Raw genomic sequence first — 15,713 nt, 5'->3', positions numbered from 1 at the left:
ACTATTTACCCCTTTTATAAAATTCAATATCTACTTTCTTTACAATATTTAAAGCTCCTTCTATAGAGTCCAGTTCATAAATTATATTAGCGCTTTCCCCTGTGGGATCACTATGTCCTATTGGTTCTAAAGTATAAGTATTATTCTTATCTAAATCTACTTCAGCATAATATATAACTGCTGGCTGCCCGCAATAATCCGTATTATACCCTTTATCACCTATAGCTAAATTTTCCTTATACACATCATTGTAATCATATGAATTATTTACTTCCATAAATATCTTGAATTTTTTCCTGTCAATGCCATCAACACTTATTGGATTAGTTTTAATACTACTTGTAATACTTGCACCTGATATATCATCCACCTCTATACCTTCATTGGATAGGATTTTCATATAAACAGGTAAAGCTGATTTCCTTTTTATTTTTGATATCTTTTCAGTAACATACAAGGTTTCTAGATAGTTACCTTCTATATCTTCAATCCATATAGCATATTGAGGCGTTACAGCAAATTTAATTATTCCTGTGGAAAGACCTGCAAATTCAACTCCTTTTTCAATATTAATTGTTACATATTGTTCTTCCTTATCCTTGTTACATATAATCTTAATATCTCCCGAATTAGTAATGCGTCTTTTTTGATTGTTAGCCTTTAGATTAAGCAATGTTATTATTACAATAATCCCTACTACAAATACCATTAAAACTCTTATTGCTTTTCTGTATTTTTTCATTTTATCTACCTTCCTCCACTATTGGTTTACTAAGTATACTGATAGTATACATTACAATTTAATCTATATCAATACTTTTTTTCATTTTGCTCGAAGTATTACAAACTGACCATCAGAAAAAACACCAAACTGTTCCTTTTAAAATATACAGTATTATAATATATTATTACTATAATAATTATTTCAATGATTATGAAAACTTAATTAATTGGAGGATATATAATATGAATGAAAGATATGAATTAAATAAAAATCTTGCTCAAATGCTAAAAGGTGGAGTTATAATGGATGTAACCACTCCAGAACAGGCAGTTATAGCAGAAAAAGCAGGGGCCTGCGCCGTTATGGCTTTAGAAAGAGTACCAGCAGATATACGACGTGATGGTGGTATAGCTAGAATGTCTGACCCAAAAATGATAAAAGGTATACAAAAAGCGGTATCCATACCTGTTATGGCTAAAGTAAGAATAGGTCATTTTGTTGAGGCTCAAATCCTTGAAGCATTAGAAATAGATTATATTGATGAAAGTGAGGTTCTAACACCAGCAGATAATCTCTATCATATAGATAAACAAAAATTCAAAGTACCTTTTGTTTGTGGTGCAAGAAACCTTGGTGAAGCCTTAAGACGAATTGGTGAAGGAGCTTCAATGATAAGAACCAAAGGAGAAGCAGGTACAGGAGATGTTATAGAAGCAGTAAAACATATGCGTACAATGATGTCCGAAATAAGTAAAATAGCTTCAATGAATCCTGAAGAACTAATGAATGCCGCAAAAGAAATGGGAGCTCCTTATGACCTAATAAAATACATCCATGAAAATAATCACCTTCCAGTAGTCAACTTTGCAGCAGGGGGTATCGCAACACCTGCCGATGCCGCATTAATGATGCAATTAGGATGTGACGGCGTATTCGTGGGCTCTGGAATATTTAAATCAGATAATCCTGAAAAAAGAGCAGATGCCATTGTCAAAGCAGTAACTTACTATAATGACCCAGTTAAGCTAGCCAAACTATCAGAAGACTTAGGTAAACCAATGAGCGGAATTGCAGTTGAATCCTTAGAAGAAAAAGAAAAGCTCGCAAGTAGAGGCTGGTAACATGAAAATTGGCGTATTAGCATTACAAGGAGCTTACATTGAACATATAAATAAATTAGAAAAATTAAATATTGAAACAAAAGAAATTAGATATAGCAAAGATTTTAATGACATTGACGGTTTAATTATCCCCGGAGGCGAAAGTACCTCAATAGGAAAATTATTGGATGAATCTGATATTAAGGGTAAAATGTACGAAGTCATCAAGAATGGACTCCCCGTATGGGGAACCTGCGCCGGTATGATTATACTAGCAAAAAAAATACATGATTCCAATAAAACCTATATTCCCTTAATGGATATAGAAGTTGTTAAAAATGCTTACGGAAGACAACTATCCAGCTTCACTACAAACAAAAAAATAAAAGGAGTTCAAAACGGTTTCTATCCCATGATATTCATTAGAGCTCCCTATATAAAAACCACACAAAATAATGTTGAAATACTTTCCAAAGTCAACGAAAAAATAGTAGCCGCCAAACAAAATAACATACTAGTTACATCTTTCCACCCTGAACTAACAAACGACCTAAGAATGCACCAATACTTTATTAACATGATTAAATAAATCTTCCCAATCATTACTAATAAATACCATATAATTCCTCTTAGCCACCACCAAAATTATGTTTTTCACTTTCTCCATAGTGGCACAACATATAAAGAATCATATATAATGATAAGAACGCCTTTTACAGGTTGTTGCTACATTCCAATCAGATAATAGCAACAAATGTAACATAAGTGATTATCATTATATATGGTTCTAACATACTACCGTTGTCATCTAACTATATATCTTTTTTACATACTACCGTTATTATCCAACTATTCCTTTCTTACATACTACCGTTATCACTTAAATATATCTTTCTTTACCTACTATCATTATCATACAATCCTTTAAATAGCTCTTTATCTCCCAAACCTATTTCTAATAATATGAAACAACCCTATCTTCTGCACACTCTGATGTCTATAAATAATCCTAGGATTCTCCGGAACCAATCTTACCTTCAAATCAGTAATACCATCAGGATAAGCCTTAAACTCATAAGTATCCATACTTCCATCAAGGTGTATAACATCCACCCATAAGAAAGTAAAACCATTCTTTAATATCGCCCTGTACTGCCGTGTATTCAAAACATTTATTCCATTAATCTTAGATATTATATCTCCAACCCTAATACCCATTTGGTCTCCAGCACCATCCCTAGTAACTCCCATAACTCTTACACCTTTTTTAGGTACTGTATAAATAGGCTCTCTTTTACTTTCAATATATTGCTCATACAGAATCATACCTTCATGAATACCAGCCATAAGAATTGTACCTAATATCTGTAGAAAAATATTACCAACTGAATAAATAGATAAAATAATCAATAACACACTATAAACCATCAATCTTAAAGCAGTTTTTCTACTTCTTTTTTTAGGTTCCTCACAATATGTTATACTACTATATCCTAAAGCTCCCACAAAAGGCATTAATCCATAGAAATAAGTACCAATATTACTAGGTATATCTTTTAACAACGGCCACCATTCTGGCATCTGAACAATTTCTGAATTAGACACTCCTCCACTTGATAATACAAGCATTGCAATAGGTAATGGCCAATACTTTTGCATCAAATGTCCTACAACAATTTTACCATCTTTTTTTGCCACAATGGGTATAGGGTCATCTGCTCCTACAAAATAAATCAATATAGCTTCCATTAGATGTAATATACCTACCAATGCCAACAATCCACTGATATTAATATTAATATCAGGTAAATTAACTCCAAATATGGTTTGACCTCTAAACACTAATGATAAGACGCCCATGACAGAAGCAGCATATGAAAAACACAAATATCTAATATTAATAAGGGATAATATAAGAGCTAGGGGAAGTAGAAATATTAAATAATACGTTAAATTAATTGGAAGCCCGATAATAGCTATTATCAAACTGCCAATTATACCAATGATTATCCCTTGCAGAATGGACTCTACAAGGGCACTTATAACTGTCTTTGAATTATCAAAGTTATATATATTAACACTTTTATATTTTTTAATCAAAAGATATAGAATCCATATTACAAATATAAATGAAAAATTGAACAATGCTCTTGAAATAGACACTAGTGTAATATGGATTATTTCTAACAATGGATTCATATATGCTCCCCTATTTTAACATCATTAACCATTTTACCAGTTTCTTATATATTTGATTTTTACTTACTATTCACCATATCTGCTTTAGCAATTTTACCTTTCATTACTTCAATAGCTTTTGCAAATTGTGTATCTTCTTCTCTCTTTATCACCAATTCTTTTTTTAGCTCTTCTGGCAATTCAATCTTTACATCAGGTTCAATTCCTTTTCCATGTATATAATTGCCACTAGGAGTATAATATTTTGAAATAGTAACTTTTACTGCTGAACCATCTTCTAATGGGAATATTCTTTGAACCAATCCTTTACCAAAAGTGGTTGTTCCTACAACTGTACCAATACCACTATCTTTTATGGCACCTGTCAAAATTTCAGATGCACTAGCACTATTTTCATTAGCCAATACAACTAAAGGTTTGGTGAATTTATGTTCTTCATCAGAAGATGCTTGTTCTCTATAACCATTTTTATCTTCTGTATAAACAATCAATCCTTTTGGCAATAGTTCGTCAGCCATATCAATAACAATATTCAAAAGTCCTCCAGGATTATTTCTAACATCAATAATCAACCCTTTTTGTTCTTGTGATTCTAGGTCATAAAGTGCCTCTTTAAATTGATCATAAGTTACTTCTTCAAATCCAGTAATACGAATATACCCTATTTTGTCATCTAACATCTCATGAGATACAGTAGGCATTGTGATTATATCTCTTTTTATTTCTAAATCCATATTTGAGTTATCAGATTCTCTATAAATACTTAGAGTTACCTTAGTACCTTTTTTACCTCTAATCATGTTGGCAACTACATCTTCCATAGTAAGACCTTTTATATTTTTGTCATCAACTTTTCTTACTATATCTCCAGGAAGCAATCCAGCTTTTTCAGCAGGTGAACCTATGAATGGTGATACTATCATTAATTCTTTTGTCTCCTCATTATAGGTAACAACAGCACCAATACCTTCATAACTCCCAGATGTACTTTCCATGAATGATTCATATTCTTTTTTTGTATAATATACAGTATATGGATCATCCAAACCATCCAGCAATCCACTATATAATCCATCATAAGCGCTATCATATAGCTCTTCTTCTTTATAATTCTCTAGATAGTATCTGTCTTCTACAAGCTTAAGTATATCCTTCATTTTATCTTCTGGAGTATTATATCCTTCTTTTACAACTTGAACACCTTTATTATCTTCCACTTCATGCATCAAACTAGATGTTCCTAAATATATTACATTTATTATAAGAATAATAGCCATACCAACAACTAATCCATAAATAAATTTTTTTCTTTCAGCCATTTAACATTCTCCTTACTATACTAATAATATTGTATTGTATTTGAGTTAGTATTATTCCATTATAGCAAAAAAACTGCATTAGCAGTTTTTTGCAATTAAAAATTTATATCAATTAAGCATGTTAATTGGATTAATCCATTCACCATTTTTTCTAATACCAAAATGTAAGTGAGGACCTGTTGACCATCCTGTGTTACCGGATTTTGCAATAGTTTGTCCAATTTTTACTTTTTGTCCTTTTTTAACTAGTAATTTAGAGTTATGTGCATAGATAGTAACGTATCCACTTCCATGATCTACCAAAATATAATTACCCCATATGCTACTATAACCAGCAAATGCTACAGTTCCATTACTAGCTGCTTTCACAGATGTTCCAGATGGTATACCAATATCAATTCCTGTGTGATTTTTAATAACATGCGTAATAGGATGCTTTCTCGTACCAAAAGGACATGTTATACGACGTGATTTTGTTGGCCAAGACATCTTACCACCTGCATAAACTAACTTACTCTTAATATTATCAATAGCTTTTGCTATCTCTTCCATTTCTTTTTTCTTAGCATCTATTTCTGCTTGATTAATTTTTTTATCCTTTTCCAAAACAGCCATTTCTTTTTCTTTAGTAGCTTGAACGTCTTCTAATGCTGATTTTTGAAGATCACATTCTGCTTTTAATTCTACAATTTTTTCCTTATCCTCTTCTAGTTTAGTTTCTGTTGCAGCTATGTCATCTCTTATATCTTCTAATTCTTTTATCATGTTTGTATCATATTTTAATAATGCATTTATGTACTCTACTCTATTAAGTAGATCACTTAAGTTTTTTGATTCTAATACTACCTCTAAATAAGCAGAATCTCCTTGTTCATACATTACTTTCATACGTTCACTAGTTTGTTTAAAATATTTTTCTTCTTTTTCCTTAGCTTTTGCTAAGTCTTGTTTAGTAACTTCAATCTCTTTTTCTTTATCACTCAATTGTTGCTCTAAATCTTTAATTTTAATATCAAATTCGTCAATCTGCTTATCTAACTGTACAATTCGTCCTACCAACTCTTGAATATCAGCATCTAATTCTTTGATTATTTGTTCATTTTCCTTGATTGAACTTTGGCTATTTTTTTGTTGTTGCTCCAAATCATCTAACTGCTGCTTATAGGAAGAAGCAAATATTGTAGTTGGAATCATGAACAAAAGTAATATAACCAAACAATTTTTAATTACTCTTTTCATATAGCCTCCTTATTGTTTACATAATATATTTTTAAATATTATACTCTTAAGTGTTTTCTTATAGTAATTCTACTTCCTACGATACCTATACCTATTCCAATAATCAATGATAATGGTATCAGAATACTATATATCTGACCTACGTTCATAAACGATAAAAATTGATTAATCACAACAAATTTTTCATTAATTATATTTATTACATAGTCATATGCAAAGTATATTACTGCTAATGGTACTATTGCACCTATTGCCCCTATAAGCATACCTTCTATGATAAATGGAAATTTTATAAAAAAGTCTTTGGCTCCCAGATATTTCATAATGTTAATTTCATTTTTTCTAACTGATATTGCAATTCTAACTGTATTAGAAATCAGGAAAACAGATATAAAAATCAGTATAACAATAAGTACTATACTCATATAGTTAATGAAATTATTGAATCCTTTTATTATTTCAGTGATATTCTTTTCCTGTCTTATTTCTCTAACTCCACTCAAAGTTTGAATATACTTAACTAATGATTCTTGCTTATTGATATCTTTTATCAATACCTGAAAGTTATCAGAGTTCTTTAATGGATTATTTTCTCCATCAAATCCAATCAGCAAGTCTTCATTATTTTCGTACATTGTCTTTTTAAAGTCTTCCCATGCTTGTTCTGGTGATATGTATTCAACTGATTTTACTTCTTCTCTTTGGCTTATCATTGTTTCAATAGCTTTTATATCTGCTTCTGTTATATTTTCTTTTAGAAAAACTGCTATTCCTAAGTTACTTTCCGCTTCTTTTAATGTATATTCAATATTGGCAGCAGTTATATAAAAAATGCCTACAATGAACAAACAAGCCGCTATTGTACCAATAGAAGCAATGGACATTAATCTATTTTTGAATAGATTAATTACCCCTTGTTTAAAACAATAATCAACTGTTCTAAGCTTCATCCCCGTAGTCTCCCCTTTGCACATCTCTTACAATACAGCCATTATTAAGGGTAACAACTCGTTTTTTCATTGCATTAACCATCTCTTTATCGTGAGTTACAACAACTACTGTGGTACCCCTCATATTAATTTCTGTTAGTAATTTCATTATTTCCCATGAATTATTTGGGTCAAGATTTCCTGTAGGTTCATCTGCTACTAGAATCGGGGGATTATTAACAATTGCTCTAGCTAACGCTGTTCTTTGTTTTTCCCCACCTGAAATCTCTGTTGGGTACATTTTTGCCTTCTTGGAAAGCCCCACCATTGATAATACCATAGGCACACTTCTTCTTATTTTTTTATTTGATGCCTCTGTTACCTTAAGTGCAAAAGCAACATTATCATATACAGTCATCTTATCAAGTAATCTAAAATCTTGGAATACAACTCCAATATTTCTTCTTAATGTTGAAACATAACGTCTTTTTAATCTTGTTATATCCTTGTCATCAACAAATATTTTGCCTTCAGTAGAATCTAGTTCCTTCATTAATAATTTTATTAATGTAGTTTTTCCAGAACCACTATTACCTACTATAAAAACGAATTCTCCTTTTTCTATTCCCAATGATACATTATTCAAAGCACATACTCCATTGGAATATATCTTTGTAATGTTTTCAAGACGTATCAACTATTATCCTCCTAACTACAAAAACAAATTATTATTTTACTACGACTCATATGTAAATAAACTTTACTACAGGATAAAAAACTTAGGCAATTGTAGATAACTACAATTGCTTTATCATCTTTTACACGTATACATTTATGTTTAATATTCAGATTCACTTATAAATTTCATATACTTAACAACCATCAATGCTATTTTGAACGTAATGGCATCTTCAAAAATACGTAAGTCAAGACCTGTATTCTTTTGTAGTTTATCTAATCTATACACAAGAGTATTCCTATGGATATATAACTGTCTTGATGTTTCTGATACATTCAAACTATTTTCGAAGAATTTATTTATTGTAGTAATAGTTTCCTTATCAAAATCATCAGGTGATTTTCCATGGAATATTTCTTTTATGAACATTTGGCAAAGAGGTAATGGTAATTGATATATGATTCTTCCGATCCCTAAATTATTGTAGCCTATGATATACTTGTCCACATAGAATATTTTACCCACTTCTAAAGCCATTTTAGCTTCTTTATAAGAACGCGAAACATCTTTAATGTCATTTACTACTGTACCCATAGCTACATAAACACTACTCATAGCTTCTGTATTAAGAGTATCCACAATCATTTTTGCAATTTTATTGATATCTTCATTAGTATCGTTTTCATCTAATTCTTTTACAATAATAATATTTTTTTCATCAACAGCAGTAATAAAATCTTTAGTTTTTAATGGGAATATACTTCTTACTATTTCAAGTGCATTACTATCTTTTTCAGATTTAGTCTCTACTAAAAAAGTCACTCTTCTGACATCTGTCTCAATATGAAGTTTCTTAGCCCTATTATATATATCAACAAGTAATAGGTTATCAAGTAGTAAGTTCTTGATAAAATTATCTTTGTCAAATCTTTCTTTATAAGCTACTAATAGATTCTGTATTTGGAAAGATGCTATCTTACCTATTTTATAGACATCATCAGTTTCACCTTTTGCAGAAACTACATATTCTACATTATGATCGTCATATACTTTAAAAAAGTGATACCCTAGAACTAATTGACTTTCTGCTTGTGACCTTACGAAATCTGGAACTGCAAAATTGTATTCTTCTAATCTACCTTCTTCAGTTGTCGCTAGTATCTTCCCATCTGGATCTATAACACTTATATCAATACGTGTTATTGTTTTAAGTCCTTCAATGGTGTTTTGAATAATTTGGTTTGATATCATTTATTTCTCTCCCTTATTATTTAGTATTGAAAAGCATATTATATAAGTGAATAAAATATTTGTTATTAGAATTATTTCCAATTTTAGGCTTTACTATTTCCCTTATTATATATTTTATAGCAAAATCTACAAAAATAAAAGAGGGAATACGTAATTTTGTGTATTTCCTCTTAATCATTTACAAAAAGTTCATAAATCTTATTAATTTTTAATAACGAATATACAATTTTTTATATTTTTTTCATTTTTAACGATATGTTATTAGTTATATTGTGGTAACGATAAGTAACAATTACTAAATAACCTTGTAACAATTATAACCAAAATAACTGGTATCTTCTTCTAAAAAGCTAATTAAAAGGGAATGTAACATTTTACATTCCCTTTAATATATTTAACATATACTCATGTTAATAATCTTATCATCAATTACTACTCTTAGTTAGTAATAGTTTTTTCTGTTTCTTTATCGAAAACATGAATTCTATTTAGGTCAATAGCTAATTCAACTTTATCGCCTGGTTTAGCTTTTGATCTTGGATCTACACGTGCTGTCATATCATAACCATCAACAACAACATATAAGAATGTTTCAGAACCTAACATCTCTGTTACGTTTACATTAGCCATAACTATGCTCTTAGGTGATGACTCAATGAAGATTTGGCTATCATGAATATCTTGTGGACGAATACCCATAACAACTTCTTTTCCAATGTATCCACCATCAACTAATATTTTAGCTTTACCTTCTGGTAAAGTAATTTTATTTGATTCAAAAATTAAATCTACACCATTACCATTCTTAGCTACTTTACAATCAACAAAGTTCATTTGTGGTGAACCGATGAATCCAGCTACGAATAAGTTTTGTGGTCTTTCATATAAGTTAGTTGGTGTATCAACTTGTTGTACAATACCATCTTTCATAACAACGATACGAGTACCTAATGTCATCGCCTCAACCTGGTCATGAGTAACATAGATAATTGTTGTTTGTAATCTTTGATGTAATTTAGAAATTTCAAGTCTCATTTGAACTCTAAGTTTAGCATCTAAGTTTGAAAGAGGTTCGTCCATTAAGAATACTTTTGGCTCACGAACAATAGCACGACCCATAGCAACACGTTGTCTTTGTCCACCTGATAATGCTTTTGGTTTACGATCTAATAAATGCTCTATATCTAATATTCTAGCAGCTTCTGTAACTCTTTTTTGGATTTCTGCCTTAGGAGTTTTTCTAAGCTTAAGACCAAATGCCATGTTATCATAAACAGTCATATGAGGATATAACGCATAGTTTTGGAATACCATTGCGATATCTCTGTCTTTTGGTTCAACATCATTTACTAATTTATCACCAATGTATAATTCACCTTCTGTGATTTCTTCAAGTCCAGCAATCATACGAAGTGTAGTTGATTTACCACAACCTGATGGTCCTACAAAGATAATAAATTCTTTATCAGCGATTTCAAGATTAAAATCTTGTACAGCTGTAACTCCTTGAGCATATACTTTTTTAATATTTTTTAATGATAAGCTTGCCATAATAAATTAGCCCCCTTAGGATATTTTTGTAATTTTCCGGCTCTGTATGTATCTACGTATGATAATATACTATATTTCACGGGCTAATACCATAGGTTAATTAAACAAATTAGCCGTTTTCATTTTGTTTAATTTGTATATTGCTGATTCTAATTAATACTTATATCTATAATATCTATTTTATAAGTTATTAATCTATATATAATGACTAATTTCTTAATACCTAATAATGATAGACTACTCAGTTTCTAGTATGTTTTACCTAAAAAAAAGAATAAATTATGTCACACTTGCAAAAATAAGCTTAACAATTATTGTAACCTATTAGTTCCGATTTAATAATTTTGCATTATATATAATTTATTTATTAGTAAACTTATCTATACAGATATTGTGATAAGTAAATATAGATAAAACTATTTCTTTTTTTTATATATTTTTTTAGTTAAAAATTTTAATAATAAAAGTCATGAAACACGGTAATTCTCTAGGGTGCAAACTAAATTACTTGTACTCTATGAAGCCTTCACCTACAACTTCTTTTACATCTGTTACAATAACGAATGCAAATTTATCATACTCTCTTACAATCTCTTTTAATTTGACAATTTCCTTTTTTGAAACAACGCAAAGAAGTACTTCTTTGCTCTTCTTAGAAAATTTACCACTCCCTTGTAAACCTGTTGCCCCTCTATCTAGTCTCTGCATTATTTCTTTTGATATCTCATCGTTATGGTCAGATATGATAAATGCCGCTTTTGAAAAATGAATACCTTCCAAAATTGCATCAATAATCTTAGCAGAAATAAATACTGCTACTAAAGCGTACATAGCTTTTTCAATTCCAAAGATAAAATATCCTGATATAATAATGATTGCATCTAACATAAGCATTAATTGAGCTACTGATATATGTTTTATATAGTGTTGTATTATACTAGCAGCCAAATCTGTTCCGCCTGTAGTTGAATAAGCTGAAAAAACCAATCCCAGACCAGCTCCAGAAATAACTCCCCCAAACACACTTCCAAGCAGCATATCATTAGTAGCTGGAGGTAAGTAAGATGTATAGATTAAAGCTAATGATAAAAACATAGTAGAAAACAAACTTCTACCACCAAAATTTTTACCTTTAATAAGTACCGCTGTTAAAAATAAAGGAATATTTATGACAATATTAGTAATCCAAGGTTCAACCCCACCTGGAACTATATTCTCAGTTAACTTTTTAATAATTATAGCCAAACCAGTAACTCCACCTGTTACAAGATCCAAAGGGATAAAAAACATATTTAATCCCGCTGCTAATAATGTTACTCCTACAATTATTATAAAATAATCTATAATAGGTTTTCGCTTACTTGTGAATTCCATAATTTTTCTCCTTTTGTTACATAAATTTCAGATATGATGAACATCAAATATAATTATCATCATATCTTGTGTATGTATTTATGGATGTTTCCTGTATATAATAACTTTTATTAAAAACATAGGTAATTTTATCATCCTTTTAATTCTGGTTGGTTGTTTTATAAGTCTATAAAACCATTCTATACCTAATTTTTGATATATTTTAGGAGCTCTTTTTACTATTCCTGCCATACCATCAAAACTACCACCAACACCTATGGCAACTTTTACATTTAAGTTATCAATGTTTTGGTTTATCCATTTTTCTTGTTTTGGAGCACCTAGACCTACTAATAATATATCTGGTTTGAGAGAATTAATTTCTTCTATGATTCTTTTCTCTTCTTCTTCATCAAAATATCCATCATGGATACCTATGATATTCAAACCTTCATGTACTTCTTTCATTTTCTCCGCAGCCTGTAATGCTACACCTTTTGCTGCTCCAAAAAAATATACAGTTTTATCAGTACCTTTAATCTCATTAAAAACGTTTTGAAGAAGGTCATATCCCGCAACACGTTCTGTTATACTCTTTTTCATTATTTTAGAAGCAATAACAATACCTATTCCATCAGGAATCACCAGATCACCTTCATTAAGAATACTTCTAAACTCTTCATCTTCATTTGCTGTCATAACAAATTCAGGATTAGGAGTATAGATTTTATATTTTTTCTCGCTCATGGTATATTGGGTAACCTTTTTAACGGCTTTGTTCATAGTTAAATCATCTATTTTAACTCCTAAAATATCAACTTTCATCTATTAATATTAATCCTTTCATTTTTTATTTTATTCATTTATCAAATCCAAAAGATATTTATTGTTGAGCTCTGATTTCTTTTTCATCTCAACCTTTATTTCATTTAGCTTTTCAACATACTTGTCATAATTATTATAAACATCATTAACAATATTATTAATTGATGTTATATCTAGTTCCTTAACATCACCTGCTGAAGGCATATCCATTAGTTCTAGATAACAACTTACTTTTGGGTCATATACAAATCCAACCATAGGTATACTGCTTAATGCAGCAAATAATAAAGCATGAAGTCTCATACTTAATATCATATGCATTTCACCTATAACTCCTATGATAGATGATGAGTCCAAGTCTTTATCAAGTACATAAGATTTGTTCTTCATATTATTAGAAATGTGTTTACTGACACCTATATCTTCTTTGTATTCCATTGGAACAAAAACTATATTTACGTCTTTTTCTTCTACAAGTTTATCACATACTTCTGCAATTATCTTTTCATATCTAATATTCTTCCATTCTCGAAACAAAATACCAACAAGTGGTTTATCAAGTGGAATCCCATTATCTGCTAAAAGCTCCCTGTAGCCATTTTTCTTTACATTCATAGAAAATACTGGATCTGCCGTAACATGTATTCTAGGCTTTGTTACTTTCATACTCTCTAGATCTTTCTTTGACAATTCGTCTCTAAGAGTTATTATATCCACCTTATTAACTATGTATTTTGTCATCATTCTATTCATTTTTTTATAAATGGGTCCAATTCCATTAGCATAAAGCATAACTTTTTTGTTATATATTTTAGCTAATTTTATTATTCCTAGATAATACAGCAGTGATCTTGTACTTGTTGTATCTTGCAGCAGGCTGCCCCCGCCACTTATTATAATATCTGCACTCTTTATAGTTCTATTAACTTCTTTCCAATCAAACCTATATATTGATTTTATATTATTATCTTTCATAGTAATTACAGGATTCTTAGACAAAGCTGTAATGTTAGCCTCAATATTTAATTCTCTAATTCCTTCACATATAGCTGATAGTATTGCATCATCACCACAATTACTATAACCAATATATCCAGAGATTACAATATTAATCATGTAAACACCCATTCCTTTGAAATAAACGCTAGAAACTTTTTATTTCATTAATTATCTCTTATGCTATATACATTTTTATCCATCTTAAGTGCCATTATCATTCCTATACAAAGCCAAAAATAGGTAACCATCATAGGAACTTCAAATATATTTTCTACTGCATTCTGCGCTAATATACCCAGCGCTCCTGCAAATAATCCCATCATCAGGTCTTTTTTCCTTCTATTAGGTTCTTCTATGACTGCTGTGGTACACCATTTAACCACACATATTAGGAGCAAAATAAATGATACTAGACCTAATATACCCATCTCAGCTAAAGTCTTAAGATAGTAATTATCCATATAGAACGGAGATAAATCATTATTAGTTGCAACAGCTCCTCCATATCTTCCTAAGCCTAAACCAATAACTTTATTACCTTCACTCCAAGCTTCAATTCCTTCTTCCCATCTATATATTCTACCACCTTTGGCTGCTTTCGCTCTATATTCATCTGTAAACATATAACTTAATCTATTGGACACAGAAGGAATCATAAGTACAGCTATGCATCCACATAATATAAATGGCAATATCAATTTTTTATTTTTATATAGTATAAATATACCAATACCGAAAGCAGCAGATATCCATGCTCCTCTTGATATAGTTGCAAATAATCCTCCAGCCATAACTACTGCCATACAAAATGCAATAAATTTTCTCCATCTATTATAGTCAGAAGTTAAAAGTGCTATACTCATAGGAATAAATAGCACAAATACTGCACCTAATATGTTAGGACTTCCTATAATAGAATAAGCTCTAGTAGTTATGTTTTCTGCACTATCTACCCAGTTACCCAACATTTCAGCACCTGTTAGGTATTGATATATACCATGTAACCCTAGTAGTGTACCTACTGAAGTTAATACCCAATATACTTTTAGTATACTTTTTGTAGAATCAAGTAATTGAACAGCTAAGAAATACCATAGCATATACTGTACAACCGCTCTTAATCCATCAATTGCAATTCCCAGATTAGGGGAGTTGATAAATACTAAGAGAATACTAATTAAAACAAAAAAAACAATGGGAAAATCTAAAGGGGTTGATTTATAAACACTTTTATTTCTATAACGAATCAATTTATAGATAAAAATACATATAAAACCTAGAAACATCAGTTCATCCCATATACTTGAAAAAACAGCCAGACCTGCTACGTTTCTTACTGCAAAATCAATAAAAACATATATTCCAAGTAGTATAACCGTTTTTTGATAATCTAGAATGATAGCAGCTGCTAATATTACAATCATGGTAGCACCAAGAGCAATACTAATGCCTAATTTTGCACCTATCATACCAATAGCTAAACCAATTATTATAATCAATATATTTATTTTATTTTTCACATTGTTCACCAACTAACTTGTTTTT

At 30.2% G+C, this 15,713-nt stretch carries 14 protein-coding genes; 2 read left to right on the top strand and 12 right to left on the bottom strand.

Annotated features, from left to right (window positions below; translation table 11 throughout):
* Window position 1: 1 nt before the first annotated feature.
* A complete protein-coding gene (locus AACQ14_RS11780; protein WP_339363790.1) occupies window positions 2-742 on the bottom strand; it encodes a hypothetical protein in 741 nt (246 codons plus the stop codon).
* Between the two features lie 224 nt (window positions 743-966).
* On the opposite strand from AACQ14_RS11780, the gene pdxS reads away from it, so the two are divergent.
* Together pdxS and pdxT are read left to right on the top strand one after the other, a co-directional pair.
* A complete protein-coding gene (pdxS, locus tag AACQ14_RS11775; protein ID WP_339363789.1) occupies window positions 967-1,845 on the top strand; it encodes a pyridoxal 5'-phosphate synthase lyase subunit PdxS in 879 nt (292 codons plus the stop codon).
* A 1-nt stretch (window position 1,846) separates the two neighbouring features.
* Window positions 1,847-2,413, top strand: coding sequence for a pyridoxal 5'-phosphate synthase glutaminase subunit PdxT (pdxT, locus tag AACQ14_RS11770; protein WP_339363788.1), 567 nt, complete (start codon window positions 1,847-1,849; stop codon window positions 2,411-2,413).
* Window positions 2,414-2,760: 347 nt separating this feature from the next.
* Here the strand turns inward: pdxT and AACQ14_RS11765 are convergent, their stop codons facing one another.
* The 11 genes from AACQ14_RS11765 to AACQ14_RS11715 all read right to left on the bottom strand — a co-directional run bounded on the left by AACQ14_RS11765 (window position 2,761) and on the right by AACQ14_RS11715 (window position 15,688).
* Complete coding sequence (locus tag AACQ14_RS11765) at window positions 2,761-4,023, bottom strand: PDZ domain-containing protein (protein WP_339363787.1); 1,263 nt, start codon at window positions 4,021-4,023, stop codon at window positions 2,761-2,763.
* Between the two features lie 59 nt (window positions 4,024-4,082).
* The gene (locus AACQ14_RS11760) at window positions 4,083-5,342 is read right to left on the bottom strand and encodes a S41 family peptidase (RefSeq protein ID WP_339363786.1); all 1,260 of its coding nucleotides are present in this window, start codon (window positions 5,340-5,342) and stop codon (window positions 4,083-4,085) included.
* A gap of 108 nt (window positions 5,343-5,450) precedes the next feature.
* Window positions 5,451-6,581 (bottom strand): murein hydrolase activator EnvC family protein, encoded by a 1,131-nt coding sequence (locus AACQ14_RS11755; RefSeq protein ID WP_339363785.1) that lies wholly within the window; start codon window positions 6,579-6,581, stop codon window positions 5,451-5,453.
* A gap of 38 nt (window positions 6,582-6,619) precedes the next feature.
* Window positions 6,620-7,531 (bottom strand): permease-like cell division protein FtsX, encoded by a 912-nt coding sequence (gene ftsX / locus AACQ14_RS11750; protein WP_339363784.1) that lies wholly within the window; start codon window positions 7,529-7,531, stop codon window positions 6,620-6,622.
* Window positions 7,521-8,207: a cell division ATP-binding protein FtsE gene (gene ftsE, locus AACQ14_RS11745; protein ID WP_113673668.1), complete on the bottom strand. Its 687-nt coding sequence runs from the start codon at window positions 8,205-8,207 to the stop codon at window positions 7,521-7,523. Before ftsE ends, ftsX begins: the two co-directional genes overlap by 11 nt.
* Before the next feature lie 141 nt (window positions 8,208-8,348).
* Window positions 8,349-9,440 (bottom strand): PucR family transcriptional regulator, encoded by a 1,092-nt coding sequence (locus AACQ14_RS11740; RefSeq protein ID WP_339363783.1) that lies wholly within the window; start codon window positions 9,438-9,440, stop codon window positions 8,349-8,351.
* A 438-nt stretch (window positions 9,441-9,878) separates the two neighbouring features.
* Window positions 9,879-10,991: an ABC transporter ATP-binding protein gene (locus AACQ14_RS11735; protein WP_339363782.1), complete on the bottom strand. Its 1,113-nt coding sequence runs from the start codon at window positions 10,989-10,991 to the stop codon at window positions 9,879-9,881.
* 504 nt (window positions 10,992-11,495) lie between these two features.
* Complete coding sequence (locus AACQ14_RS11730) at window positions 11,496-12,365, bottom strand: YitT family protein (protein WP_339363781.1); 870 nt, start codon at window positions 12,363-12,365, stop codon at window positions 11,496-11,498.
* Between the two features lie 78 nt (window positions 12,366-12,443).
* A complete protein-coding gene (locus tag AACQ14_RS11725) occupies window positions 12,444-13,169 on the bottom strand; it encodes a WecB/TagA/CpsF family glycosyltransferase (RefSeq protein ID WP_339363780.1) in 726 nt (241 codons plus the stop codon).
* A 30-nt stretch (window positions 13,170-13,199) separates the two neighbouring features.
* Complete coding sequence (csaB, locus tag AACQ14_RS11720) at window positions 13,200-14,285, bottom strand: polysaccharide pyruvyl transferase CsaB (RefSeq protein ID WP_339363779.1); 1,086 nt, start codon at window positions 14,283-14,285, stop codon at window positions 13,200-13,202.
* A 47-nt stretch (window positions 14,286-14,332) separates the two neighbouring features.
* Window positions 14,333-15,688 carry an O-antigen ligase family protein gene (locus AACQ14_RS11715; protein WP_339363778.1) on the bottom strand — a complete coding sequence of 452 codons (1,356 nt, stop codon included), beginning with the start codon at window positions 15,686-15,688 and terminating at the stop codon, window positions 14,333-14,335.
* Between the last annotated feature and the right edge of the window lie 25 nt (window positions 15,689-15,713).

Origin of the sequence: Vallitalea maricola (genome assembly GCF_036985595.1) — a bacterium.
Lineage (GTDB): Bacteria > Bacillota > Clostridia > Lachnospirales > Vallitaleaceae > Vallitalea > Vallitalea maricola.
Note: the sequence above shows the minus strand (reverse complement) of the source record. Positions and strands in the feature narration are given on the sequence as shown.